We start from the raw sequence: 23,971 nt of genomic DNA on the forward strand, positions 1-23,971 counted from the left end.
CGTCATGGTTCGGCCTTGCGAACCGACCTGATCTGCCGAGGCGGAAGGTCATCCTCATCACCGGGAAATCCTGCCAGCAATTGTCCAAAGCTGGGCACACGCGCCAGTCTTTCGTAGTCCTGAAACGACAAAATGACCGCCTGCTTGCGGCCGTGCCGGGTGATGATGGCCGGTTCTCCCGCGACGACCGGATCGAGCAGCGCCGAGAGTGTAGCCCCGGCATCCTTCAGCGAAATTTCGCGCATGGCGTTTCCTATCCTAATTTCTAACCCTCGACATTGGCCCGTAGCGCGGCCAGCACCTGTGCAAACTCTGCCAGCCTGTCGTCGGACAGTCCTTTCCGCAGCCGCTTGTCGAAGGCTAACGCGGCGGTGCGCAATTTCAGGAACAGCGCTTCTCCGGCTTGGGTCAGCTCCACCTGGTGAACCCGGCGGTTCTCGGGATCGCGGCGGCGCATCAGCAGGCCTTGCGTCTCCATGGCGTTGAGGTGGTGGGTCAGCGTTGCGCCCCGGATGCCGATCATGCCGGCGAGCTCGCGTTGGTTGGCCAGCTCCCGCGACTTGACCGACAGCAACGTGACCCAGACCGGCAGCGTGCCGCCTGCCTCGACCAAGGCAGCGTCGAAAGCCTGCGCAACCAGCTTGGCGGTGCGCGCGAGATTCATCCCGATCGGCGGGCGGTCAAAGGGCGTCATGATCCGACACTAGAACAAGGGCAAAGCCTATGGAACCGGCTCGAGCTTATGCGTTGACATCTAATCATTTGATATCTATCAATATGACTAGCGGTGGGCAAGAGAGGAAATGCGGTCATGCAATATGCCTACATCATCGTCCTCGGCCTTCACGTCATGGCGGGCGTGTTCTGGGCCGGCACCACCATCGCGGTCGCCCGCGAACCGGAGATCAGAGCGGAACGTTTCTTCCGGCCGCAAATGGGCGCAGCCGGCGTGGTTTTCCTCACGGGCTTGCTGCTGTGGTATTTCTTCCACAACGGCTCTTTCGGCTCGATGGAGAAGGTCTTGGCGCTGGGCATCTTGACGGCGTTAATCGCCGCCGGGGTTCAGGGCGCGCTGGTGGGTTCCGCCAGCAGGCAGTTGGCCGGCGCTGATGCGGCGAAGCAAACCCAATTGCGCGCCAAGATGACAAAAGGCGAACGCATCGCTGGCGGCCTGCTGGTCATCACCGTGTTCTGCATGGCCACCGCCAGGATGTTTTGAGCGTCCTGCCGCAATCGCAAGATCGTACGGTGCCCGGCGATAGCCGGCGGCGTGCGCGGCGCGCAGATCGGACCGACGTGCCTGGTGGCTCTCCGTACGGAGGTTCGGCTGCGCGCCACCAATCAATATTCCTCAGATCCGCAAGCCGAACCTGATGCCGTCATAGATGGCGGCGTGGATGTTGCGCGAGGCTACTGCATCGCCGATGCGGAAGAGCACGAAACCACTCTGCGGATTGCGCACCGGAAAGATGTCGCCGCCATTGACCAGTTTTTCGTAATCGATCGCGCCGGCGTTCTTCGACAGCGGCTTCAGCGCCAGGTAGAGATCGTCGAGCGGCAGCGTGCCGTGCTCGACCACCACCTGGTCGACCCGCCGCTCGCCGCGCCAGCCATCGGCGAAGTCGGAGGCGAGCTCGGCGATCAGCTGGTTGCCTTCGCGCCGCACCGAGCGCAGCCGTGTGTTGATGGTCACCGTGACCCCCTTTTCCTGGAAGGCGCGCATGTAGGGCACATGGTTCATGCCGCCCATTTCCGGGGCGAAGAAGCGCTCTGGTGAGACCAGCTCCAGCCTGGCGCCGCTATTGGCGATCAGTTCGGCGGCACCCATGCCCTGATGGCCGCCATTGTCGTCATAGAGCAGTACATTCTCGGCCGGCTTGATGCTGCCGGCCATGATATCCCAGCTCGAGGTGACGAGATCGTCGCCCGCCGTCAGAGGCGGGTTCTGCGGCAGCCCGCCGGTGGCGATCACCACCACGTCGGGCGACAGCGCCAGCACATCGTCCTTTTCCGCCCATTTGTCGTAACGGATCTCGACGCCGAGCCGGTCGAGCTCGGCCAGACGCCAATCGATGATGCCGATCAATTCCTTGCGGCGCGGGTTCTGCGTTGCCAGCCGCACCTGGCCGCCGGCCTGGCTCGATGCTTCCAGCACCGTCACCTGGTGCCCGCGCTCGGCGGCGACGCGCGCCGCCTCCAGCCCGCCGGCGCCGGCGCCGACGACGACCACCTTCCGCTTCGGTCCCTCGGTTTTCGGAATAATATGCGGGATATCAGCCTCGCGGCCCGTCGCCGCATTGTGGATGCACAGCGCCTCGCCGCCCTCATAGATGCGGTCGAGGCAATAGGTGGCGCCGACGCAAGGCCGGATCTCGTGCTCGCGGCCTTCCATGACCTTCCTGACGATGTGTGGGTCGGCGATGTGGGCGCGCGTCATGCCGACCATGTCGAGCTTGCCGGTGGCGATGGCGTGACGCGCGGTGGCGACGTCGGAAATCCGCGCCGCATGGAAGGTCGGGAATTTCGTCGCCGCCCTGATCTCGCCGGCAAAGTCGAGATGCGGCGACGAGCGCATGCCGGTCACCGGGATGACTTTTGTCAGCGCCGCATCGGTCTCGATCGAGCCACGGATGATGTTCAGGAAATCGACCTTGCCGGAGCCGGCCAGCCGCCTGGCGATTTCGACGCCCTCCTGTTTCGACAGACCTTTCTCGAAATCCTCGTCGGCGACCATGCGGATGCCGACGACGAACTTTTCGCCGACCGCGGCACGCACTGCGTCGAGCACCATTCCGGTGAAGCGCAGCCGGTTGTCGAGCGAGCCGCCGAAATCGTCGTCGCGCTGGTTGGTGGCCGGCGACCAGAAACCGTCCATCAGATGGCCGTAGGCTTCGAACTCGATGCCGTCGAGGCCGGCAGCCTGGCAGCGCTGCGCCGCCGCCGCATAGTCGGCGACGATGCGCTCGATATCCCAGTCCTCGATAGTCTTGGGAAAGGCACGATGGGCCGGTTCGCGCACCGGCGAAGCCGACAGGACGGGCAGCCAGTCGGCCTTGTTCCAACCGGTGCGGCGGCCGAGATGGGTGATCTGTATCATCACCTTGCAATCGTGCTCGTGGCAGGCATCGGTAAGCTCGGCGAGCCATGGCACGATGCGGTCGTCATAGACATGCAGATTGCCAAAAGCGGCCGGGCTGTCGCGCGAGACGATCGCCGAACCGGCGGTCATGGTCAGCGCCATGCCGCCCTTGGCCTTTTCGGCATGATAGAGCCGGTAGCGCTCTTTCGGCATGCCGTCCTCGGAATAGGCCGGCTCATGGCTGGTCGACATCACCCGGTTCTTCAGCGTCAGATGCTTGAGCTGATAGGGCTGGAGAAGCGGATCGTTGCTGGTCATCGTCTTCCTGCTGTTTCAAATTGTGCTAATGAGCGGCAAATTTTGTTTTTACGCATGTCGCCGTCCCAAATCCGCTGCACAGTTTTGGGCGACATGCAGCAAGGAACCTGCTCATGACCGATACGAAAAACCTCACCCAGCTCGGCACCAACGTCGAGGCGCCACAGAGCCCTGAAGCGGCAGTCCTGGAAACCGTGCCGTTTTCGCGCGGCGACGGCCCGCCGGCCATCGTTCGCTTCACCTGCCCGGAATTCACTTCGCTCTGCCCGGTCACCGGCCAGCCGGACTTCGCCCATATCGTCATCGACTACGCACCCGATGCGCTGCTGGTGGAATCGAAGTCGCTCAAGCTGTTCATGACCTCGTTTCGCAACCATGGCGCCTTCCACGAAGAATGCACGGTGATGATCGGCCGCCGCATCATCGCCGCGACCAAGCCATTGTGGTTGCGCATCGGCGGCTACTGGTATCCGCGCGGCGGCATTCCGATCGACGTGTTCTGGCAGACCGGCGCACCGCCGGAAGGTGTGTGGCTGCCCGACACAGGGGTTGCACCCTATCGCGGACGCGGCTAATCGGACGAAGCGGCTCACCTGATCCCGGTCCGGCACAGGTTAGTCTCCAGGAAAGGCATCACCGCGTCGCGGTACCGCTGTTGGTCATAGCGATAGAGATCAACATGCCGCGCGCCGTCGAACCAGACCAGCTTTGCGTCAGCGCCTGCCGCATCTTTCAACGCCAGTGTCTGGCTGCGAGCGACAAACGGATCCGAATTGCCACCTAGCAGCAATATCGGCCGATCAATCGCGCCGATGCGATCGACCGGCCTGACATCATCTACCCCGAAGTCAAGGCGGAGCTGCATCTGCGCCAAGAGGATGGTCGCCTGTACGTCGCGCAACATAGGCAAGGGCGCTCGCAACGCCGTGGTTTCCAGCAAAGTCGCGTAGAGCTGCTCCAGGACATAGGCATCGGCATGCTCCTGCTGAGCGCCAAATACAAAAGCAGCCGCACCGAGCGACGAGCCGATGGCCGCCACCTTGCGACCGGCGAAGCGTTGCCGCGCAAAGGCGAGGATGCGGCTGGCGTCCTGCCGTTCGATGTAACCAAAGCCTCTGATATCGCCGCCGCTTTCGCCATGTCCCGACAGATCGAACAGCACGATCGAGTAGCCGCTTTCGAAAAGCAGCTTCGCTCTTGGAACCATGGCCAGCTTGTTTGAACCGCGTCCGTGTAACAGCACGATTGTTCCGCAACTGTCCTGCCGATCCGCCACCCAACCGGCAAGATCGGGCGCGCCCTCTTGCTTCAGAACGATGCGCTCCACCTCTAACCCCACAGGCAGCGTGAAGCTTTGCTGAGGCACGCGGGCCACCGCGCGGCTTCCTGCCTCCCAGGTGACAGCGCAGGCCAGGACGCAAACCGCCGCGAATAAAGCAACCACGACAGGACCTCTTCTCATCGATCGGTCACGTGCACTTCGCATCAGTTGAGCGGCAGCCGCCGGTAACGGCCGGGACTGTTCGGATCGCTGAAATGGTGCATCGGCCCGTGTTCGGCGAAGTGTGCTGACCAGCGTTTCATTGCCGCCGGGGCGAGCTCGACACCCAGCCCGTCACCTTCCGGCACGCGCACCGTGTTGGCGATCTGTTTGAACGGGCCGTCCTTGATCACGTCGCCGATCTGCCAGCGAAACAGGGATTGCGACGCCTCGGTGATCCATGGCGTTGCCGCCACGACGTGCAGATAAGCCGATGTCATGATGCCGAGATCGTTCGAATAGCACCAGAACCCCTTGCCCATCGCCTCACAGGCGGCAATGAATTTCAGAGTTTTCGACAATCCGCCGAGTGCTGCGAAATTGCAGACGAAGTAATCCGGCGCACCGAGCGCGACTGCCCGTCTGAGATCCGGGATGTGCGTCGAGAACGGAATGCGCGAATGCTGGCGCAGCGCAGCCATCTCCTCGAAGGTCGCGACCGGATCCTCGTAGTTGCGGATGTTGAACGGCTCGATCTCGCGCAGCACCCAGCGCGCTGTGGTCAGCGACCACTGCATGTTGGAATCGAGTTTGATCTGCGCTTTATCGCCAAGCGCCTCGCGCAGCATGCGCACTGTCCTGATCTCGAGCTCGGGATCGCCCATGATCAGCTTGCCCTCGAAGATCGTCGAGCCGTGCTGTTCTCGCATGCCGAGACAGTAGTCGACGATCGCTTCGGCGGTCATCTCGCCGCCGGCTCCGCCTTGAGCGGGGCGAAAGGCGAAATATTCCGAAAACGGAATGTCCTTGCGCACCGCGCCGCCGAGCAGCTTGTAGAGCGGCATGCCGAAGACCTTGCCTCTTATATCCCACAGCGCCAGTTCGACGGCGCCGAACGCCACCGTGGCTGCATTCTCGCCGGTGTTGGCGGTAATCTGCCAGGGCGGCACGCAGCGCGCCTCGCAGTCGGCGATGTCGAGCGGATCGGCGCCAATCAGCGCCGGCGCGATCTCGGCCTTGATCACCTCGCCGAAATGCCACCATGGCGCCTCGCCCAGTCCGACCACGCCTTCGTCCGTCTCGACCTCGATGATCGATTTCGACGCGCCGCCGTAGAGACCAGCCGTCCACCAGAACGGAGCATCGAGCGGGACGTTGACGTGGGTGACGCGGATGTTGGTGATCTTCATCGATTCCGTTCTCACTCGCACTGGTATTGGCTTAGCGCCCATTCGCCGGTCACCGAGAGCAGGTCCGATATCTTCCAGTCGCCGTCGATTTTTTTGAACTTCCATTCCAGCCGATGCGGGTTGCCGGCGGCGACGAAGGCGACGACGACCTTGGCCTCGTCGCCCTTGACCGCTTCGATGGTCTTCAGGCTCTTGTCGATCTCCGCCTTGTCGTATTCGGAATTGTCGAGCGCCATGTTGGGATCGAGGCACTCGCCCTGCCCCGACTTCCGCAGCGCGTCGCTCTTGTCGAGCACCGACTTTGCCGGGTCGGTGAAATGGCCCCGCTGAGCCGGATCGACCTCGAGCCCGGCATGCTCGTAGAACGGCTTCACCACCGCGGTCGGCGAGCCCGGCTGCACGGCTGCGGCCGGCGCGTCTTCTGCCGGCGGCGAAACTGCCGGCGGAGGTGCCGCACTGTCGGCCGGCGCGTTTGCGGGCGGCGCGCCGAACAGGCCCTGAGCGGCGGCGCTGCTCAATCCGGCCAGCAGGCACGCAGTCGCCAGAACCCAGGGACGGCAGCGGAGCACGGCATCACTCCGGCGACTGCCCGGCAAGGCATTCGAGCGCACTCAGGGTCCAGCCGCTGGTCTTCGAGGTGATGTCGGCGATCTTCCAATGGCCGTCGATCTTCTTCAACGACCAGACCATTTCGCGTTTGGAATCATCGCCTTCCGGAAAAAGGTTGAACGTCGCCGTCACCTCGGCGCTGTCGCCATCCAGCGTTTCGGCCAGCGTCAGCGTCTTGGCCACGGTCTTCTCGTCATAGTCCTGCGCATCGAGACCAGGGGCGAAGTCGATGCAGGGAACTTCATCCGGATGGTTCTTTGCCGCATTGTCGTTCAATTCGAACAGTTTCGTCACAGGCGCGGTGAAGCGGTCGCGATATTGCGTATCGGCCTCGAATTTGACCGACGGGACATAAAAGAACTTCACGGCGTTGGCAGCAGGGCCGGCAAACGCGGCCGCCGGCAAGGCCATCGAAAGCGCGGCAACAAAAAGTGGCAGTTTCATGGGTGTCCCCGATTGTTCACTGACGGAAGCTATCAGTACCACGCATCTTGCCCGTCGGCTTTCTTGCGGTCCATGAAATCCTGCAACGCGTCCTCTGCTGGCAACTCAGGCGTTCAGCCAGACATCCTGGAGATCCATCTCGAAGGTTTGGTGGACACCGTAGTTCTTCACCTTCTCGTTCATGTGGCTGAACAGCTTCTGCCAAAACGGCTGAATGATGACGCCCGAATCCTGCAGGATCTGCTCGATGTCCTTCATGACCTCGCGGCGCTTTTCCACGTCGATGAGCGAAAGAGCCTGCTTGAGCTTGGCGTCGAAATCAGGGTTCGAGTAGCCGGTTTCGTTCCAGGCCTCGCCGGTGCGATAGCCGAGCGCCAACACCTGTACGCCAAGCGGGCGCATGTACCAGATGGTCATCGAATAGGGGTATTTCGTCCAGTCGTTCCAGAACGTCGACCCCGGCAGCACGGTGCGCTTCACTTTGATCCCGGCATCGCGCAACTGGCCGGCAATAGCGTCGCCGGTGTTCTTTTGCCAATCGTCCTCGACGGTGATCAGTTCATGCTCGAAGTCGTCCTGCCCGGCATCGGCCATAAGCTTCTTGGCGCCCGCGGCGTCGCGTGTCTTCTTGGGCAGCGCGTAGTATTCCGGATGAATCGGGCTGACGTGGTGGTTTTCACCAACAGTGCCTCGCCCGGCGTAGCCAAGTTCGAGCACCGCTTTGTTGTCGACGGCCATCTGGAGAGCGTTGCGAACCCGCTTGTCGTCATAGGGCTTGTTCGTGATGTTGGTCCGGGCGACGAGCGTGGTCGCTGTCGCGACCTCCGATTTGACCAGCCCCATCTTGTCGAGGATGTCTATGAAGTCGGCAGGCGTCTCGAAGTTGAGATCGATTTCGCCGGAGTCGAACGCATTTATCGAGGCGTTGAAATCGGTTCCGTAGTCGATGAATTCGACGCCGTCGAGAAGCGCTTCACCGCCCCACCATTGGCCATTCTCACGACGCTTGACGACCGCTTTCTGGCCGACCGCATAAGACACCAGTTCGAACGGCCCGGTGCCAATCGGCTTCTCGATCGGATTGGCGCCGTCGGCGTCGAAGTTGCGATGGACCACCAGCGCCGGATAGTCGGTGAAGTTCGGGATCAGCGAGATGTCCGGTTCGTTCAGCTTCAGCTTCACCGTGTTGTCGTCGACCTTGGTGATCGCCCCTTCCCTGGCCTTGCCGGTCTTTGCATCGATCAGCGCACCGACGCGCGCGGCCATCGAATTGCCGGCGGCAGCCTTCTCGCACCAGCGCGTCAGATTGTAGGCCACGTCATCGGCGTTGAAAGCATCGCCGTTGTTCCAGGCGATGCCCTTGCGCACATGCAGCACGTATTCGGTGGCGTCGTCGTTGACCTCCCAGCTTTCGAGCAGAACCGGCTCGAATGTGAACTGGCGGGTGTAGCGTACGAGCGGCTCGAGCCAGCAGCGTGAAATGTTCGCAAGTTCCACCCAGTCGTAGGTGCGCGTGTCCTTTTGCGCCTTCACCGACATCGAAACGTGCAGCGTTCCGCCTTTCTTCGGCTCTTCAGCCAAAGCCCGCTCCGGCACGGCAAGTCCAATCATGCCGTAGGCAAGGGCCGTCGATGCGCCGAAAGCGCTTGCCAGGGCGAGAAACTCCCGCCGGTCGACGCGACCGGCGCGCGCCTCGCTGGCCATTGCTTCGATGGCGCTCGGTACGCTATCGCCGTTGCTTCTGAAGAGTGTCATTTTTTCCTCCCTTATGGTTCGCATCGGGTCTTCGCCCGTGATCAACTAACGCTGTCCGGCAGTTTCTCCTCGCGCCGCGCAATCAAATCTTTGAGACCCTCGGCGATGCCCTCATCGAGCTTCGGCTCCTCATAATCGGCGAGCATGTTGCGCGCTTTCTCGCGGCCGCGGGTGTCGTGGTCCTTTGCTCCTTCCGCCTTCCACTGTTCGAACGAATTGAAGTCCATGATGCTCGGTATGAAGAAGGCGGACTCGAAATGTTCAAGCGTGTGCTGGGTGCCGAGGAAATGGCCCTGCGGTCCGACCTCGCGGATAGCCGCCATAGCCTCCTTGAAATCGTCGAATGGCAGCCCGCCAGCATATTTGTACCAGCCGACAAGCTGCTCGCAGTCGGTGGCAAATTTCGAATAGCCGCAGGTCAGGCCGGCCTCGAGCCAACCGGCGGAGTGCCAGATGTAGTTGGCGCCGGCAAGGATGGCGGCATGCATCAGCATGTTCGCCTCGTAGCCCGCCTGGGCGTCGTTCAGCTTCGAGCCGACATGGAAACCGGACGTGCGCCACGGCAGACGATACTTCCGCGCCAGGGCGCCCATGAGATACATCATCTGGGCCGCCTCCGGCGTGCCGCCCATGGGAGCGCCGGTCTTCATGTCGACCGTCACCATGAACTGTCCGTAGATCTGCGGCGAACCCGGACGCAGGAGCTGTGTGAACGCGACGCCCGCCAGCGCTTCGGCATTGACCTGCGCGACCGCACCGACGGCAGAGGCCGAAGTCGAGGCGCCGCAAAGGGCGAAGGGGGCGAGGATCAGCGGCTGGTTGTGGCGCGCATAGACTTTCATCGCGTCCAGCATGGTGGCGTCCCACACCAGCGGCGAATTGCAGTTGGTGATCGACACCAGAACCGGGTTGTCGCGGACAAAATCCTCGCCGAACACGATGCCTGCCATCGCCATCGTGTCTTCGGCTCGATCCCTGGAGGTCACGATGCCCATGAACGGCTTGTCGGAGTGCTTCAGCGCCGAATGGATGATGTGGAGGTGACGTTTCGGCACCGCGATTTCCATCGGCTCGCAGATGATCGAGCTCGACGAGTGCAGCGCCGGCGCCATGTAGGCGAGCTTGTGGAAATTGTTGAGGTCGGCGAGTGTGCCGTAGCGCCGGTTGTTGTCGAGGTCGCGCACGTAAGGCGCTCCGTACATCGGCACGAAGATGGAGTTGTTTCCACCCACACGTACGGAACGCTGGGGGTTCCTCGCATTGAGCGTGAACTCCGACGGGACCTTCGAGATGAGCTCCATCAGCAGGGCGCGGTCGATCCGGACCCTTGTCTCCGAGACATCGGCGCCCGCCGCCTTCCACATTGCGATCGCCTCGTCGTCGCGGAACTCGCATCCGACTTCTTCGAGGATGGAGAGCGACTCCTGGTGGATCAGCTCAACCGCCTCGTCCGGAACCATCTGATAGACGGGAATCTGGCGGACCAGGGTTGGAAACGACGCTATGGGTGCGCCCCGCAGCGCCTTGCGCCCCAGGCGGCCACCGCTGCGGCGGTTGGTGTGTTCGCTCACTTCAACGGCCGGTGCGTTCATGGAGACTCCATCTTCCTGTCTCGACCAATCTAGCCAGACAAAATGCGGCTGTGACGCTGGAAAATCCTGATCTCTTGTATAAGCTCAGCTTATGCGAAGCTTGCGCCACCTGCTGCCGTCGGCCGGCAGCCTGATCGTTTTCGAGGCCGCCGGGCGGCTGTCGAGCTTTACCGCCGCCGGGCGGGAGCTCGGCATGACGCAGGCTGCCGTCTCCTATGCGATCCGCGGGCTCGAAGAGCAGCTCGGCGCCAAACTCTTCCAGCGCCGCCACCGGCAAGTCAGCCTGACCGAGGCCGGCGACCGCTTCCATGCCGACGTCTCGCTCGGCCTGTCGCACATTCGCAAGTCGGCGGAGGATCTGCGCCAGATCGCCGTCGGCGCGCATGTGACACTCGCCGCCTCGACCGCCTTTGCCTCGTTCTGGATGATGCCGCGCCTGCAGCAGTTTCGCGACGAATTGCCGGGCATCGACCTGCGCATCCAGACCGCCGACCGCGATCTCGACATCATCGCCGAAGACATCCCGCTCGGCGTCCGTGGCGGCGAGCCCAGGGAATGGCCGGATTATCATTCGCTGCCGCTGGCCGATGAGGTGATATTCCCCGTTGCCGGCGTTAGTTATGTGGCACGGTTCGGGCTGCCGGAGCGTGTCGCGGACCTTCAATCGCACCGCCTTATTCATCTTGAAGAGCCGTTTCGCGAGGCCGCGAGCTGGGACGAATGGTTCGCCTCAGCCGGTGTCGACATCGCCGATGCCGGACGCGGCTTGCGCATCAACGACTATGCGCTGGTGATCCAGGCCGTCATGGAAGGACAAGGCATCGCGCTCGGCTGGGGTCACCTCGCCGAGCGGCTGCTGGCATCAGGGCTGCTGGTGCGCGTCACCGGCCACACGATGACGACCGGCAAGGGCTTTCATGTCATCTGGTCGAAGAACCGCGAACTCAGCGACAACGCCCGCAAGGTGCGGGACTGGCTGGCGGCGCAGGCGTGAGGCCGATAAATGCCCGGTCAAACGGTCACGACGATCTTGCCGAATTGCTCGTTCGATTCGAGATAGCGGTGCGCCTCGACGATCTGGTCGAACGGAAAGGTTCTGGCGATTGCCGGCTTCAGCGAACCCGAGCTCAGTCCGTCGAGGATGAACGCCTTGGCGGCCTGCAGCCGGACCGGATCGCGCACGATCTCATGGACGAGATAACCGCGCAGCGTTAGTGTCTTTGCCAGCACTGCAGGTAGCGGAAAGGGTGTCGGGTCGAGGCTCAAGCCGCCATATTCGATGAGAATGCCGCCCGGTGCCATTGCTGCCGTCAGAGGCTTGAAAATCGGGCCGCCGACGGCATCGAACACCACGCGCACGCCGTCCGGGCCGGCGATTCGCTTCAACCTGGCTTCCAGGTCCTCCTCTGCCGAGGCGATGACGTGGGCCGCGCCGAACTCAAGCAAAGCCCGCTTCTTGGCGGACGTCCGTGTGACCGCGATCGGGGTCGCGCCAATCATGTTGGCGATCTGGATCGCCGCAAGTCCGACGCTGCTCGAGGCCGCGGTAATGACAATAAAGTCCTCGCTTTGGAGGTTGGCAATGTCGATCAGCGCACCGTAGGCCGTGAGATATTGCATCCACGCTGCGGCGGCTTCTTCCCAACTCAGCGATGGTGGATGCTTGACGACGAGCTCGGCGGGATATGTGGCAATCTCACCATAGGCAGGCCAGCGGATCATCGACAATGGCGGCACGATGCTGACGGCATCGCCAGGCGCAAACCCGTCCACGCCTTCGCCGACCATCTCGACGATACCCGCCGCCTCGAGCCCAAGACCGGAAGGCAACGGCGCGGTCTGGATGTAGGTCCCCGAACGCAGCAGCGCCTCGGCGCGGTTTATACCCAACGCCTTGACGCGGATCTGAATCTCACCGCTCGCGGGCGCAGGCGTGTCAACATTCTCGATGCGCAGGACCTCGGGACCACCGAGCTCATGAAAGCGAACGAAACGTGCCATCGGTCACAACTCCAAAATATTTGAACTGAATCGGCTATGCCAGCGCTCATCAGGCGGATAAATAGCCGCTTGAGTAGATCAGCAGAAACTGTGGGTTTTGAATATGGATCGCCTTACGAGCATGGCCGTGTTCGTCAAAGCCGTCGACCTGGGCTCGTTCGCGGCCGCGGCGGCGGCTCTCGATCTGTCCGGGCCGATGGTCGGCAAGCATGTCCGGTTTCTCGAGGAGCGCCTGAGCGTGCGCCTCATCAACAGGACGACGCGCCGCCAAAGCCTGACCGATTTCGGGCGCGCCTATTATGAACGCTGCCGGCTGGTGCTTGCCGAAGCGGAGGCCGCGGATGCACTCGCCGCCGACCAGCTTGCCGAACCGCGCGGAAAGCTGCGCGTCCTCATGCCGGTGCATTTCGGCCGGCGCTGCGTTGCCCCGATCCTGTTCGGGCTTGCGCAGCAATATCCGGCGCTGGAACTTGACCTGTCGTTCAGCGACGCCCTCGCCGACCTCGCCGAGGACGGCTGCGATCTTGCCATTAGAACGGGCGACCTGGAGGACCAGGCCGGGGTAATGGCACGTCGCATCGCGCGCCAGCACATGCTCGTCTGCGCATCGCCGTCCTATCTCGACCGGCACGGCCGGCCGCAGCAAATAGATGACCTCGGCAGCCATCACGCGATCATCTACCGCCGTTCCGGGCGTGCCGTTCAGCCGTGGCTGTTTCCGCGCAACGGCCACCCCGCGATTGAGGTCAGGCCCGTCAGCAGATTGGGGCTCGACGATCTCGATGCCATCGCCGATGCCGCGGCCGCCGGCATGGGGCTCGCCTGGCTGCCATACTGGATGGTTCGCGAGCGCATTCAGGCGGGCGTACTTGTCCCGCTGCTGCCGGAACAGCCACGGTTTCTCTATGACGCCCATGCGCTGTGGTTGCAGACGCCTCACCTGCCGATGAAAGTCCGTCTTGCCGTCGATGCACTGGCGGCAGCGCTGCCCAAGCTCATGACTTGAAGTGCACGAGCGGCCAGTCGCGATCAGCTGCGTGGATTTCCTCAATTCCGCCCTCCCGCATCGACCACGAATCCGCCTATAGTGCCCCATGCCGATCCGCCAGCTTTCCGAAACGATGATCAACCAGATCGCCGCCGGTGAAGTCATCGAGCGTCCGGCAAGCGTGGTCAAGGAACTGGTCGAGAACGCGCTGGATGCAGGCGCTACCAGAGTCGAGATCGTCACCGCCGGCGGCGGGCTGAACCTGATCCGCGTCAGCGACGACGGCTCGGGCATTCCGGAAAAAGAACTGGCGCTGGCGATCGCGCGCCATTGCACCTCCAAGCTCGCCGACAACATTCACGACATCCGTTCGCTCGGCTTTCGCGGCGAGGCCTTGCCGTCAATCGGCTCGGTGGCGCGGCTGTCGATCCGCTCGCGCACCGCGTCCAGTGAAAACGCCGCCGAGATCGGTATCGACGGCGGCCGCGTCTCCGCGGTCAGGCCGGCGGCGGCCAATCGCGGAACCACGGTCGAGGTGCGCGACCTGTTCTTCGCCACGCCCGCAAGGCTCAAATTCATGAAGGGCGAGCGCGCCGAAAGCACGGCCATCGGCGACGTGGTCAAGCGCATCGCCATCGCCTTTCCCGCCGTGCGCTTCACCCTGGCCGGCCCGGACCGCTCGACGCTGGAACTGCCGGCGACCGACGACAGCCCGGAAGGCCGGCTGCGCCGGGTGGCGCAGGTGATGGGCGCCGACTTTCCGGACAATGCGATCGCCATCGACGCGATGCGGGACGGCGTGCATCTCGCCGGCCATGTCTCGGTCCCCTCCTTCACCCGCGCCAACGCGCTGCAGCAATACGCCTATGTCAACGGCCGTCCGGTGCGTGACAAACTGATCGCCGGCGCCATTCGTGGCGCCTTCGCCGACGTGCTGCCGCGCGACCGCCATGCCGTCACCGTGCTGTTCCTGAGGCTCGATCCGGCGATCGTCGACGTCAACGTCCATCCGGCCAAGGCAGACGTGCGCTTCCGCGACCCGGGGCTGGTGCGCGGGCTGATCGTCGGCGCCATCCGCGAAGCGCTGGCCAATGCCGGCATCCGCGCCGCCACCACCGGGGCCGCCGGCATGATGACCGCGTTCCGGCCAGGCGCCGCATCCTATGCGCATGGCGGCCCGGCCAACGGTCACCGCAGCTACGAGGCCGCCTATCGGGCATCGGGCTTTTCCGGGTTCGATCCTGCCCGTTCGCCGCAGCGGCCGCTCAATATGGGCGACGGGTTCGGCGAGGACGAGCAGGCGGCCTTCGACGCCGGGCCGCTGCACAGCGCCGATGCGCGCGCCGGGCAAAACGAAGCGGCGGAAACGCTGCTCGGCACGGCGCTGGGCGCGGCGCGCGCGCAAGTGCACGAGAATTATATCGTCGCCCAGACCAGGGATTCGCTTGTCATCGTCGACCAGCATGCGGCGCATGAGCGGCTGGTCTACGAGGCCTTGAAGAACGCCCTCCACTCACGCGCGGTGCCGTCGCAGATGCTGCTGTTGCCCGAGATTGTCGATCTGTCGGAAGAGGATGCCGAGCGGCTTGCCAGGCATTCCGAGACGCTGGCCCGCTTCGGCCTCGGCATCGAGCGCTTCGGCCCCGGTGCCGTCGCGGTGCGCGAGACGCCGTCGATGCTCGGCGAGACCAACGTCCAGCAACTGGTGCGCGACCTCGCCGACGAGATCGCCGACAACGACACGGTCGACACGCTGAAGGAGCGGCTGGACAGAATAGCCGCGACCATGGCCTGCCACGGCTCGGTGCGTTCCGGCCGCCTGCTCAAACCGGAAGAGATGAACGCGCTGCTGCGCCAGATGGAGGCGACGCCCGGCTCCGGCACCTGCAACCACGGCCGCCCGACCTATATCGAGCTCAAGCTGGCGGATATCGAGCGACTGTTCGGGCGGCGATAAGGAACTCGCAGGGCGCAGCCCCCACCCGGACCTTCGGTCCGACCTCCCCACAAGCGGGAGGTAGGGAGCCCTACCCGCCGACGCCTCGCGAGGAGCTTACCCTCCCCCTTGTGGGGAGAGTCGCTGCGAAGCAGCGGGGTGGGGGGTACGAAAAGAGCCGCTGTACAGCGGCTCTTTTCGAGTCAGGCACAGCCCCAAACCCTTTGCTCACCTCTTCAAATTCACCACGATGACGCCGCCCAGCGCCAGCGCGCCGCCGAAGATGCCAAGCAGCGTCGGCACCTCGCCCAGCCAGAAGAAGCCGATCAGCGTCGCCATCGGCGACACCAGATAGAGGAAGTTCGAGGCACGCGCCGCGGGCAGGCGGGAAAGCGCTGTTGCCCAGGCAGCGTAGGCGATCAGGCTGGGTACGATGCCGAGAAAGATGACGGCGCCGAGCCCGGCGGTGTCGGCGACCGCCGCCTGCGCCAGACCGCTCGGCAGGAACGGCGACAGGCAGAGCGCGCCAAGCACCATGTTCGAGGCCGAGATCGTCAGCGGGTGATGGTGGGCAAACAGCGGCTTCTGGACGATGGTGTTGACGGCCGAGCACAGCGCCGAGCCGAGGACAAGCAGCGCACCATTGTTGAAATGCAGCCCTTGCCCCTCGCCCATGGCGATGATCCCGATACCGGCGAAGGACAGGAATGTGCCGGCCCAGGCGAGGCCCGAGAAGCGTTCGCCGAGCAGCGCCATGGCCATGATGGCGGTGAAGATCGGGCTGACATTGATGATGAAGCCGGCCGCACCGGCCGAAACGGTCAGCTCGCCGAAATTGAGCATCACCGTGTAGAGCGCGACGAAGACGGCACCACCGAAGACAAAGCGCCAGAGTTCATCGAGCCTGGGCAGCGCCGGCCGCTTGACCGCGAGGAAGATCGCCGCCGGAACCGCGGCGATGGCAAAGCGCAGCGCGCCAAGTTCCAGCGGCCCGAAAGCGGCAAGGCCGGCGCGGATCGCCGGAAAGGCGGAGGCCCAGCCGACCACCGTCAGCGCCACCGCGATGGCAGCCGTGGCATCCATGCGCTGTGTCGTATTCAACGTGCCGGTGTAAGCGCTCATCTGGGTGTCCTCGCGATCCAATGCCATGAAGTAGAGAAACGCTATTGCGGGTCGGTTGACAAACGAACAAATCGAGCATCACCTGTGACTATGGATCACAGCTTAGACCCGATGCTGCCGCTCGAAACGCTGCGCGCCTTCGACGCCTCGGCTCGGACCGGCAGCTTTTCGGCGGCGGCCGAGAAGCTCAACATCACTCACGGCGCCGTCAGCCGGCAGATCGCCAAGCTCGAGGGTTGGCTCGGGCTGAAAGTCTTCGATCGCGGCGCGCGCGGCGTCTCGCTGACCATCGAGGGCAACCGGCTGCATCTGCGCACCACCGAAGCCTTTGCCCTGATCGCCAGCAATTCGGATCGCTGGGTCGAGCCGCGCGGCACGGCGGTGGTGCGGCTGACCTCGATCCCTTCGGTCAGCGGGCTGTGGCTGATGCCGCGTATGGCGGCGCTGGAGAACCACCCGTCGAAGCTGCGTATAGTGCTCGACGTCGACATCCGCCAAGGCGATCTTGCCGACGAGGGCATCGACCTGTCGATCCGCTGCGGGCGCGGTCGCATTCCGGGCCGGATCTCGGTGCAGCTTTTCGAAGAATATGTGTTCCCGGTCGCCTCGCCGGAATTGGCCAGGGAGATCGGCCGCGGAGATCCTGCCCGGCTGCTCGAATTTCCGCTGATCAACGATTCCGACGCTTCGGCCTGGCGCGCCTGGTTTGCGGCGCAGGAGATGGACTATCGGCCGCGGCCGCACGACCGCCGTTTCGAGGACTACAATCTGGTGCTCGACGCCGCCGCGCACGGGCTCGGTATTGCGCTGGCACGTCCGCCGTTGACGGTGGACCAATTGAAATCGGGCCGCATCGTCGCCGTCGACGAACGCAGTGCGCTGAGCCCGATATCCTACTGGCTCGACCGGCCGCTGGGGCGCCCGCGCGCCGCCGCCGCCGAACTCGCCCGGCGCATCGCCGTCCAGGCCGGGCTGCCAGCGAAGAAGATCGAGCAGTTTATCACCGCCGAGGAATGAGAAGCGCGTCGCGTTCGACCGGCCTCATGCGACGCGCTTCAGGTTCTTGTGTTTATGCATGTCGCGCAAAACCGCTGCACACTTTTGCGCGACATGCATTGGCATCCGCTTTGCCGGCTTGTTCGAGCAAGTGTCACCAGAAACAGAACCACGCGAGGCCAACCGAGCTTGACCTCGCCGCAATTTGTGGCGATGACATCGTCATGAATTTCGGCACCACCCCATGATGAACCGTTTCGAAGGACCCGGCGGCAAGGAAGCCCGCATCCGCTATCTCGACGGCGACTTCCAGGTGACCAGCCCCGGCGCCTTCGTGCGCTGCGCGGTGACCGGCGAGAGCATCCCGCTCGACGAGCTCAAATACTGGAGTGTCGCCAGGCAGGAACCCTATGTGAATGCCGCCGCCTCGCTGCGCCGCGAGATCGAAGCGCATCCGGAACTGCGCCGCCGACGCTAGTCCAGCGCAATGAAAGCCGCCCCGTTGCGATCCTGCGCCCTCTGCCGCGGTGTCAGGCCGGCAACACCGAAACCTTAGAGGCCATGAAATAAAAAACCCGCCTCAAGTTCGAGGGCGGGCCACCGGCGAATCATCACTATACCCAAATTACTAGCATAGCTGCCGGCACAAAGCAAGAACAAAATACGTTCGACCGGCGGAAAGCCGCAAATTCCAGTCCCGCATTGCCTCGGTGCTCACGCTTCTGGTCAGCCTTTAAGCCGGCGCTGCCGCCAGGCATCCAGCGTCTCGTCGATGATGCGTTGCGGCACATGGTCGAGCTCGAAGACGGTGTCGATCTCCAGCACATCGAGCCCGTCGAGGAATTCCGGCGGTGCCGCGCCGTGACGCAGGCGGGCAGCGTCCTTGGCGGTGGTAATGAGACCAAGCCCGGCTTTACGTGCTGTCGCCGCCAATTCGGCAAGCTCGTCCGCACTGTAGAAATGATGGTCAGGAAACGGTCGGGTCAGCGCAAGCTCGCCGCCGGCCTCGGCTACGGTGTCGAAAAACCTGTCGGGATGGCCAATGCCGGCGAACGCCAGGAACCGCCTGCCGGCCAGCGTCACCTTGCTGCTCGGGGCAGTGTGCGCCTCGAAGATCGGCCTGCCGGCACGCGCTGCCTGGCGCACGACCGTATCGGCCGCGGTGCCCTCGCCCATCTTCAGCAAGGCGCTGGTGAAGACCAGTTGGTCGACGATCTTTGCCCGCAGCGGCCCGCCGGGGATGACGCGGCCATTGCCGATGCCATGGCGCGCATCGACAACGACCAGCGCATAGTCGATGTGGATACGCGCGCTCTGAAAACCGTCATCCATGATCAGGAAATCGCAGCCGAGCTTCTCCAGCAGAAGCCTGGCGCCGGCGGCCCGGTTCGGCGTCACCGCGACCGGGGCGTGTTCGGCCAGAAGCAGCGGCTCGTCGCCGACATGCTTGGCGGCATCGTGGTGCGGATCGACGATATGCGGCTGCGCGAAGGAGCCGCCATGGCCGCGCGACAGGAAACCCGGATTAAGCTGCATGCGCCTGGCCTGCTCGGCCAGCGCGATCGCCACCGGCGTCTTGCCGGTGCCGCCGACGGTGAAGTTGCCGACGCAGAGCACCGGCGCCTCGACCTTTTCACGCGGCGCGTGCCGCATGCGGCGACCGGCGACAAGCGCATAGACGGCGGAGAGCGGCGACAGCGCCGTGACCCGCCAGTCCGGCTCTTCCCACCAGAAGGGTGGCGCTTCCGAGGTCACGTCAGCGCCCGTTCGCGCCCTTCAGGCGCGACTTGACGACCAGCGGCTGGATATAGGGCTCGAGCGACCTGAGCGTATGCGCCAGCGCACCGCGCATCTCGTCGACCGTCGCCGCACCCGCCGCCATCATCTCATGGCGGGCCGCCTCGTTGGTCAAAAGGAAATTAACGGCGCCGGCCAGCATATCGCGGTCGCGCACCAGCTTGGCGCCGCCGCTATCGAGCAGGCGCTGATAGGCCTCGCGAAAATTCTGGACGTTGCGGCCGGCAAGCACCGCGGTCTCCAGCATGGCTGGTTCCAGCGGGTTCTGGCCGCCCTCGGAAGTCAGCGAACGGCCGACAAAGGCAATTTCCGTCAGCCTCAGATAAAGCCCCATCTCGCCGATCGTGTCGCCGAGCAGAATATCGGTGTCGGCGGTGATCCTGTCGCCCTTGCTGCGCTGCGCCAGCTTCAGGCCCATGCCGGAAATCTGGGCGGCCAGCTGCCCGGCGCGATCGGGATGGCGCGGCACGATGATCGTTAAAAGCCCGTGGTGGCGCTTGTGCAGCATGGCGTGAACTTCGGCGGCGACCGCCTCTTCGCCGTCATGGGTCGAGATCGCCGCCCAGGTCGGGCGGCCGCCGATCTGGCGTTTCAGCGCCGCCAGTGCCCGCTCGTCGGCCGGCGGCGGCGCGGTGTCGACCTTGAGATTGCCGGATACAGTGACCGGCCGGGCGCCGAGCGAAAGGAAGCGCTCGCCATCGAGATCCGACTGGGCGACGACATGGGCGAGATTTTCGAACAATGCTTCGGCAATGTTGGCGCGCTTCTTCCAGGACTTGAAAGAGCGGTCGGACAGCCTGCCGTTGACCAGAACCTGCGGCACGCGGCGGGCGCCGAGTTCCAGGATGGTCATCGGCCAGATCTCCGATTCGGCGATGATCGCCAGGTCCGGCTGCCAATGGTCGAGGAAGCGGCTGACCGCCGGCTTGAGGTCGAGCGGCACATATTGGTGGATGATGCGGTCGCCCAGCCGTTCTTCGGCGACCTGCGCCGAGGTGACCGTGCCCGTCGTCAGCACGATGTTGACGCCGTAATCGAGAATGCTCTCGACCAGCGGCACGACGGCGATGGTCTCGCCGACGCTGGCTGCATGGATCCAGATCACCGGGCCTTCGGGGCGCTCGCGTCCGGCGACGCCGTAGCGTTCGCGCCGGCGAATGCGATCCTCCTTGCCTCTGGAAGTGCGCCAGGCGACATAAGGCCCGGCCAACGGGTAGGCGGCCGCCCCCGCGAAACGGTATGCGGTCAGGAAGGCGCGCGCCCAGCGCACACTCATTTCGAACCGTCCACAAGGCGATAGGCCTCGGCGGTCGCGGCATTAAGCGAGGCCGTGACCTCCTGGCGCTTGCGTTCCATTTCGGCGGCGTCGGCGTTGGCCGGCACGAAGACAGGCGTGCCGACGACAATCGAGGAGCGGCCGAAGGGCAAGTTGATCGTCGTCTTGTCCCAGCTGCCCTCGATCACCTTGCGGCGGCTGGTGGCTATCGCGGCAGGCAGGATCGGCCGGCCGGACAGCCGCGCCAGAAGGACGACGCCGAGCCCCGCATCGCGCGGCGTGCCGTGGGGAATATCAGCAATCATGGCGACATTCTTGCCGGTGGCGAGCGACTTTTTGAGGGCGATGAGCGCCTTGGCCCCGCCCTTGTCGAGATGCCTTGCGCTTTCGCGCCCGCCAGAGCCGCGCACCGCCTCGATGCCGAATTTCTCGACCATCAGCGCGTTGAGCTCGGCATCGGCGCTGCGCGATACCATGGCAACCAGCGGCCGTCCCTTGGGATAGTAGGCCGGGGTCAGCAGGTGCTGGCCGTGCCAGAGCGCGATGATGCCAGGCTCGAGCTGCGCATAGGCGCCGCCGGAAAACTTGGCCGATCCGTCGACCATGCGGTTGGTCAAGCGGACAAGGCGGACGAAATACGCAAACAGCGCGGCAAGCGCATTCTTGACGAATCGCGACTGCGCCAGCGGTTCGCGGATCTTGCGCCAGAACGTCTTCGGCTTGCGACGTCTGACCGCCGACCGCGGGGCTGATCGCTTGACCGCTTCATGGTTCATCGATGTCAACCGACAGCCTTGTTTTCGGGGTCGAGCAGGCGGTGCAGGTGAACGACGAAATAGCGCATATGGGCATTGTCGACGCTAGCTTGCGCCTTGGCCTTCCAGACGGCGTGCGCCGATTGATAGTCCGGATAGATGCCGACAATATCGAGCGCGTCGAGATCGCGGAATTCGGTGCCGCCCAGCTTCTTGAGTTCGCCGCCGAACACCAGGTGCAAAAGCTGTTTCTTTCCGTCTTCAGCGGCCATGTCGATCCTTCACATATCGTGAGTTTGGGACAGGTCTAGACCAAAGCCGCCGACTTTGGAACTATTGATAGTGGTCAATTGTCCAGCCCGGCGATGACGCCGGCGAGCACGGCGAGGAGTTCGCCGCTGCCGGCGGCGAGCGGTCCGTGACGGATCACTTCGCCGGCATAGAGCGGCGCGCGGCCATGCCGATCGAGCAAGGCGCCGCCTGCCTCGCGCAGGATGAGATCGGCCGCGGCGATGTCCCAGTCATGCGCGTTGGCCTTGACGAAGGTGGCATCGAGCTGGCCGCCGGCGATCATCGCCAGCCGGTAGGCGAGCGAAGGAATATAGAGCACGCGCTTCAGCCGTTTGTGCCATTTCGCCGGCATCAGGTCGATCATCGCCTTCGGTCCGGCGATTTCGGCCGTTTCCGACGGCGGACGCACGCTGATGCGCCTGCCATTCAGGAACGCGCCCTCGCCCGGCAGCGCCCAATAGATTTCGCCCTTCGCCGGGCAGTCGAGCACGCCGGCAAGCGTTCGGCCGTTCTCGACCACAGCGACGCTGACGCACCATGTGGGCAGCCCTTCGAGGAAGCCGCGCGTGCCGTCGATCGGATCGACGACAAAGGTGCGGCGCGCGACGAGCCTTACCGGGTCGTCGACGGTTTCCTCCGACAGCCAGCCATAATCCGGCCGGGCCGCCAGCAAGGTCTCGCGCAGATATTTGTCGGCGGCGTGATCGGCTTCGCTGACCGGCGAGGTGCCGCCCTTCATCCACACCTGCGGATTGTTGTTGAAGTACTGCATGGCGATGAGTCCCGCCTCGCGGGCGGCATCGCGCAACAGCTGCAGGTCTTCAGTAGCGCCGGCCGAGACGGCCGGGTCAAGCTCCGGCAAGGGTCATTCCTTCGATCAAAAGCGTGGGCGCGGCAGTGCCGAAATTGCGGTCGAGATCGCTCGCCGGAACCATGTTGAGGAACATCGTCTTCAGATTGGAGGCGATGGTCACCTCGGCGACGGGATAGGCCAGCTCGCCATTTTCGATCCAGAAGCCGGAAGCGCCGCGGCTATATTCGCCCGTCACCATGTCGACGCCCTGGCCGAATACTTCGGTGACGTAGAAGCCGGTCTTGAGCGACTTGATCAGCTCTTCCGGCGTATTTTCCCCGGGCTCGATGGCGAGATTGGTCGACGACGGCGAGACCGACGAGCCGCTGCGCGAGCCGCGCCCATTGGTGACGAGGCCGAGTTCCCGAGCCGCCGAAGTCGACAGGAACCAGTGGTTGAGCACGCCCTTGTCGACCATGAACAGTTTTTCGCCCTCGACGCCTTCGCCGTCGAACGGGCGCGAGGCCTGTCCACGGCGCCGGAGCGGCTCGTCGGTGACGGTGATTGCGGCCGAAGCCACCTTCTTGCCCATCATGTCGCGGAGAAAGCTGGTCTTGCGCGCGACCGCGGCGCCATTGATGGCGCCGGCAAGGTGGCCGGCAATGCCGCGCGCCACACGCGGATCGAACACCACGTCGACAGGCCCGGTCGCCGCCTTGCGCGCGCCAATGCGGCGTACGGCGCGCTCACCGGCCTTGCGGCCGATGTCTTCCGGCGCGTCGAGATCGGAAAAATGCTGGCGCGAGGAGAATTCGTAGTCGCGCTCCATGCCGGTGCCCTCGCCGGCGATCACGCTGGTCGAGCGTGAAAAACGCGAGGCGACGTAATGGCCGACGAAGCCGTGAGAGGTGGCGAGCACCAGGCCGCCGAGCCCGGCACTGGCGCCACTGCCGGCCGAATTGGTGACGCCCTTGACGGCAAGCGCCGCCGCTTCGGCGGCAAGCGCTGCTTCCTTCAACTGGTCCGCCGACACCTCGGTGGCGTCGAACAGATCGAGGTCGCGCGGTTTCTTGACCAGCAAGGCCGGGTCGGCGAGGCCCTGATAGGGATCTTCGGGGGACACCTTGGCCATGGCGACGGCGCGCTCGGCCAGCATATTGGGGTCGGATGCCGCCGTTGCCGAAACGCTCGCTACCCGCTTGCCGACGAAGACGCGCAGCGAGACGTCCTCGCTCTCGGACGCCTCTGTGCCTTCGACCTTGCCAAGCCGCACCGACACGCCGGTCGAGCGGCCGCGTACCGCAACGGCATCGGCGGCATCGGCGCCGGCCCGTTTGGCAGCCTCGACCAGGGCCGCGACGCGATCGGTCAGTTTCGCTGCGTCGAGCGTATCGGTCATGCGCATGATCCTGTTATTTCCGGCCGGCTGAAGGGCAGCCGCTGCTGCACCATCTATTGTCCCGATGCGCCTTCTGCAATGGCGAAGCGGGCAAACCGGGTGCATCAAGCGCCGAAACAGGACCGCAGGCCGCAGGCGGATGAACGGCGA

Annotated in this window: 24 protein-coding genes; 7 read left to right on the plus strand and 17 right to left on the minus strand. The window is 64.2% G+C overall.

What is annotated here, in order from left to right; translation table 11 throughout:
• Positions 1 to 2 precede the first annotated feature (2 nt).
• Both NKI29_RS11995 and NKI29_RS12000 read right to left on the minus strand, forming a co-directional pair.
• Positions 3 to 245, minus strand: coding sequence for a type II toxin-antitoxin system Phd/YefM family antitoxin (locus tag NKI29_RS11995; RefSeq protein WP_352593119.1), 243 nt, complete (start codon positions 243 to 245; stop codon positions 3 to 5).
• A 20-nt stretch (positions 246 to 265) separates the two neighbouring features.
• The gene (locus NKI29_RS12000; protein ID WP_023674397.1) at positions 266 to 694 is read right to left on the minus strand and encodes a MarR family winged helix-turn-helix transcriptional regulator; all 429 of its coding nucleotides are present in this window, start codon (positions 692 to 694) and stop codon (positions 266 to 268) included.
• 117 nt (positions 695 to 811) lie between these two features.
• Here NKI29_RS12000 and NKI29_RS12005 point away from each other — a divergent pair, with 117 nt between their 5' ends.
• Entirely contained in the window at positions 812 to 1,219 is a 408-nt protein-coding gene (locus NKI29_RS12005; protein WP_352624197.1) for a hypothetical protein, read from the plus strand.
• Between the two features lie 132 nt (positions 1,220 to 1,351).
• On the opposite strand, the gene NKI29_RS12010 is transcribed toward NKI29_RS12005, so the two are convergent.
• On the minus strand, positions 1,352 to 3,397 hold the full coding sequence (locus tag NKI29_RS12010; protein WP_352645897.1) for an oxidoreductase: 2,046 nt from the start codon (positions 3,395 to 3,397) through the stop codon (positions 1,352 to 1,354).
• Positions 3,398 to 3,510: 113 nt separating this feature from the next.
• Here NKI29_RS12010 and queF point away from each other — a divergent pair, with 113 nt between their 5' ends.
• A complete protein-coding gene (queF, locus tag NKI29_RS12015) occupies positions 3,511 to 3,972 on the plus strand; it encodes a preQ(1) synthase (protein WP_023674394.1) in 462 nt (153 codons plus the stop codon).
• 14 nt (positions 3,973 to 3,986) lie between these two features.
• Here queF and NKI29_RS12020 read toward each other — a convergent pair whose 3' ends face one another.
• From NKI29_RS12020 to NKI29_RS12045, 6 genes are all read right to left on the minus strand, one after another.
• Positions 3,987 to 4,883, minus strand: a complete 897-nt coding sequence (locus tag NKI29_RS12020; RefSeq protein ID WP_352645899.1) for an alpha/beta hydrolase — start codon at positions 4,881 to 4,883, stop codon at positions 3,987 to 3,989.
• Positions 4,883 to 6,067, minus strand: coding sequence for a mandelate racemase/muconate lactonizing enzyme family protein (locus NKI29_RS12025; protein ID WP_023674392.1), 1,185 nt, complete (start codon positions 6,065 to 6,067; stop codon positions 4,883 to 4,885). The genes NKI29_RS12020 and NKI29_RS12025 overlap by 1 nt, the downstream gene beginning before the upstream one ends.
• 11 nt (positions 6,068 to 6,078) lie before the next feature.
• Positions 6,079 to 6,636, minus strand: a complete 558-nt coding sequence (locus tag NKI29_RS12030; RefSeq protein WP_352796320.1) for a hypothetical protein — start codon at positions 6,634 to 6,636, stop codon at positions 6,079 to 6,081.
• Positions 6,637 to 6,640: 4 nt separating this feature from the next.
• The gene (locus NKI29_RS12035; RefSeq protein WP_352796321.1) at positions 6,641 to 7,120 is read right to left on the minus strand and encodes a DUF3828 domain-containing protein; all 480 of its coding nucleotides are present in this window, start codon (positions 7,118 to 7,120) and stop codon (positions 6,641 to 6,643) included.
• Positions 7,121 to 7,225: 105 nt separating this feature from the next.
• Entirely contained in the window at positions 7,226 to 8,875 is a 1,650-nt protein-coding gene (locus NKI29_RS12040) for an ABC transporter substrate-binding protein (protein WP_352796324.1), read from the minus strand.
• Between the two features lie 41 nt (positions 8,876 to 8,916).
• Positions 8,917 to 10,467 (minus strand): trimethylamine methyltransferase family protein, encoded by a 1,551-nt coding sequence (locus tag NKI29_RS12045; protein ID WP_352542341.1) that lies wholly within the window; start codon positions 10,465 to 10,467, stop codon positions 8,917 to 8,919.
• A gap of 91 nt (positions 10,468 to 10,558) precedes the next feature.
• Here NKI29_RS12045 and NKI29_RS12050 point away from each other — a divergent pair, with 91 nt between their 5' ends.
• Positions 10,559 to 11,461: a LysR substrate-binding domain-containing protein gene (locus tag NKI29_RS12050; RefSeq protein ID WP_352569797.1), complete on the plus strand. Its 903-nt coding sequence runs from the start codon at positions 10,559 to 10,561 to the stop codon at positions 11,459 to 11,461.
• A 17-nt stretch (positions 11,462 to 11,478) separates the two neighbouring features.
• Here NKI29_RS12050 and NKI29_RS12055 read toward each other — a convergent pair whose 3' ends face one another.
• Positions 11,479 to 12,468 (minus strand): zinc-dependent alcohol dehydrogenase family protein, encoded by a 990-nt coding sequence (locus NKI29_RS12055; RefSeq protein ID WP_352542339.1) that lies wholly within the window; start codon positions 12,466 to 12,468, stop codon positions 11,479 to 11,481.
• A 103-nt stretch (positions 12,469 to 12,571) separates the two neighbouring features.
• On the opposite strand from NKI29_RS12055, the gene NKI29_RS12060 reads away from it, so the two are divergent.
• Together NKI29_RS12060 and mutL are read left to right on the plus strand one after the other, a co-directional pair.
• On the plus strand, positions 12,572 to 13,474 hold the full coding sequence (locus tag NKI29_RS12060; RefSeq protein ID WP_352569795.1) for a LysR family transcriptional regulator: 903 nt from the start codon (positions 12,572 to 12,574) through the stop codon (positions 13,472 to 13,474).
• Between the two features lie 88 nt (positions 13,475 to 13,562).
• Positions 13,563 to 15,413 carry a DNA mismatch repair endonuclease MutL gene (gene mutL, locus NKI29_RS12065; RefSeq protein ID WP_352569794.1) on the plus strand — a complete coding sequence of 617 codons (1,851 nt, stop codon included), beginning with the start codon at positions 13,563 to 13,565 and terminating at the stop codon, positions 15,411 to 15,413.
• 207 nt (positions 15,414 to 15,620) lie between these two features.
• Here the strand turns inward: mutL and NKI29_RS12070 are convergent, their stop codons facing one another.
• A complete protein-coding gene (locus NKI29_RS12070; protein ID WP_352474383.1) occupies positions 15,621 to 16,514 on the minus strand; it encodes a DMT family transporter in 894 nt (297 codons plus the stop codon).
• 90 nt (positions 16,515 to 16,604) lie between these two features.
• On the opposite strand from NKI29_RS12070, the gene NKI29_RS12075 reads away from it, so the two are divergent.
• Together NKI29_RS12075 and NKI29_RS12080 are read left to right on the plus strand one after the other, a co-directional pair.
• Positions 16,605 to 17,531 (plus strand): LysR substrate-binding domain-containing protein, encoded by a 927-nt coding sequence (locus NKI29_RS12075; RefSeq protein ID WP_352796327.1) that lies wholly within the window; start codon positions 16,605 to 16,607, stop codon positions 17,529 to 17,531.
• A 223-nt stretch (positions 17,532 to 17,754) separates the two neighbouring features.
• Complete coding sequence (locus tag NKI29_RS12080; RefSeq protein WP_031211156.1) at positions 17,755 to 17,988, plus strand: DUF2093 domain-containing protein; 234 nt, start codon at positions 17,755 to 17,757, stop codon at positions 17,986 to 17,988.
• 248 nt (positions 17,989 to 18,236) lie between these two features.
• On the opposite strand, the gene lpxK is transcribed toward NKI29_RS12080, so the two are convergent.
• From lpxK to NKI29_RS12110, 6 genes are all read right to left on the minus strand, one after another.
• A complete protein-coding gene (gene lpxK / locus NKI29_RS12085; protein WP_352474385.1) occupies positions 18,237 to 19,265 on the minus strand; it encodes a tetraacyldisaccharide 4'-kinase in 1,029 nt (342 codons plus the stop codon).
• Between the two features lies 1 nt (position 19,266).
• Positions 19,267 to 20,583, minus strand: coding sequence for a lipid IV(A) 3-deoxy-D-manno-octulosonic acid transferase (gene waaA / locus NKI29_RS12090; protein WP_352474386.1), 1,317 nt, complete (start codon positions 20,581 to 20,583; stop codon positions 19,267 to 19,269).
• On the minus strand, positions 20,580 to 21,359 hold the full coding sequence (locus NKI29_RS12095; RefSeq protein ID WP_023717166.1) for a lysophospholipid acyltransferase family protein: 780 nt from the start codon (positions 21,357 to 21,359) through the stop codon (positions 20,580 to 20,582). Before NKI29_RS12095 ends, waaA begins: the two co-directional genes overlap by 4 nt.
• Positions 21,360 to 21,364: 5 nt before the next feature.
• Complete coding sequence (locus NKI29_RS12100; RefSeq protein WP_023674378.1) at positions 21,365 to 21,610, minus strand: DUF4170 domain-containing protein; 246 nt, start codon at positions 21,608 to 21,610, stop codon at positions 21,365 to 21,367.
• A gap of 74 nt (positions 21,611 to 21,684) precedes the next feature.
• Positions 21,685 to 22,491, minus strand: a complete 807-nt coding sequence (locus tag NKI29_RS12105; protein ID WP_352569792.1) for a 3'(2'),5'-bisphosphate nucleotidase CysQ — start codon at positions 22,489 to 22,491, stop codon at positions 21,685 to 21,687.
• On the minus strand, positions 22,478 to 23,821 hold the full coding sequence (locus NKI29_RS12110) for a TldD/PmbA family protein (RefSeq protein WP_352457105.1): 1,344 nt from the start codon (positions 23,819 to 23,821) through the stop codon (positions 22,478 to 22,480). Before NKI29_RS12110 ends, NKI29_RS12105 begins: the two co-directional genes overlap by 14 nt.
• Between the last annotated feature and the right edge of the window lie 150 nt (positions 23,822 to 23,971).

Origin of the sequence: Mesorhizobium sp. M0678 (genome assembly GCF_040320505.1) — a bacterium.
GTDB lineage: Bacteria > Pseudomonadota > Alphaproteobacteria > Rhizobiales > Rhizobiaceae > Mesorhizobium.

Coding starts and splice junctions, on each gene's coding strand:
- NKI29_RS12035 (WP_352796321.1), bottom strand. CDS start 7,120: ATGAAACTGCCACTTTTTGTTGCCGCGCTTTCGATGGCCTTGCCGGCG.
- NKI29_RS12055 (WP_352542339.1), bottom strand. CDS start 12,468: ATGGCACGTTTCGTTCGCTTTCATGAGCTCGGTGGTCCCGAGGTCCTG.
- NKI29_RS12045 (WP_352542341.1), bottom strand. CDS start 10,467: ATGAACGCACCGGCCGTTGAAGTGAGCGAACACACCAACCGCCGCAGC.
- NKI29_RS12000 (WP_023674397.1), bottom strand. CDS start 694: ATGACGCCCTTTGACCGCCCGCCGATCGGGATGAATCTCGCGCGCACC.
- NKI29_RS12025 (WP_023674392.1), bottom strand. CDS start 6,067: ATGAAGATCACCAACATCCGCGTCACCCACGTCAACGTCCCGCTCGAT.
- NKI29_RS12075 (WP_352796327.1), top strand. CDS start 16,605: ATGGATCACAGCTTAGACCCGATGCTGCCGCTCGAAACGCTGCGCGCC.
- queF (WP_023674394.1), top strand. CDS start 3,511: ATGACCGATACGAAAAACCTCACCCAGCTCGGCACCAACGTCGAGGCG.
- mutL (WP_352569794.1), top strand. CDS start 13,563: ATGCCGATCCGCCAGCTTTCCGAAACGATGATCAACCAGATCGCCGCC.
- NKI29_RS12110 (WP_352457105.1), bottom strand. CDS start 23,821: ATGACCGATACGCTCGACGCAGCGAAACTGACCGATCGCGTCGCGGCC.
- NKI29_RS12095 (WP_023717166.1), bottom strand. CDS start 21,359: ATGAACCATGAAGCGGTCAAGCGATCAGCCCCGCGGTCGGCGGTCAGA.
- NKI29_RS12020 (WP_352645899.1), bottom strand. CDS start 4,883: ATGCGAAGTGCACGTGACCGATCGATGAGAAGAGGTCCTGTCGTGGTT.
- NKI29_RS12100 (WP_023674378.1), bottom strand. CDS start 21,610: ATGGCCGCTGAAGACGGAAAGAAACAGCTTTTGCACCTGGTGTTCGGC.
- NKI29_RS12080 (WP_031211156.1), top strand. CDS start 17,755: ATGATGAACCGTTTCGAAGGACCCGGCGGCAAGGAAGCCCGCATCCGC.
- NKI29_RS11995 (WP_352593119.1), bottom strand. CDS start 245: ATGCGCGAAATTTCGCTGAAGGATGCCGGGGCTACACTCTCGGCGCTG.
- NKI29_RS12005 (WP_352624197.1), top strand. CDS start 812: ATGCAATATGCCTACATCATCGTCCTCGGCCTTCACGTCATGGCGGGC.
- NKI29_RS12060 (WP_352569795.1), top strand. CDS start 12,572: ATGGATCGCCTTACGAGCATGGCCGTGTTCGTCAAAGCCGTCGACCTG.
- NKI29_RS12070 (WP_352474383.1), bottom strand. CDS start 16,514: ATGAGCGCTTACACCGGCACGTTGAATACGACACAGCGCATGGATGCC.
- NKI29_RS12050 (WP_352569797.1), top strand. CDS start 10,559: ATGCGAAGCTTGCGCCACCTGCTGCCGTCGGCCGGCAGCCTGATCGTT.
- waaA (WP_352474386.1), bottom strand. CDS start 20,583: ATGAGTGTGCGCTGGGCGCGCGCCTTCCTGACCGCATACCGTTTCGCG.
- NKI29_RS12040 (WP_352796324.1), bottom strand. CDS start 8,875: ATGACACTCTTCAGAAGCAACGGCGATAGCGTACCGAGCGCCATCGAA.
- NKI29_RS12010 (WP_352645897.1), bottom strand. CDS start 3,397: ATGACCAGCAACGATCCGCTTCTCCAGCCCTATCAGCTCAAGCATCTG.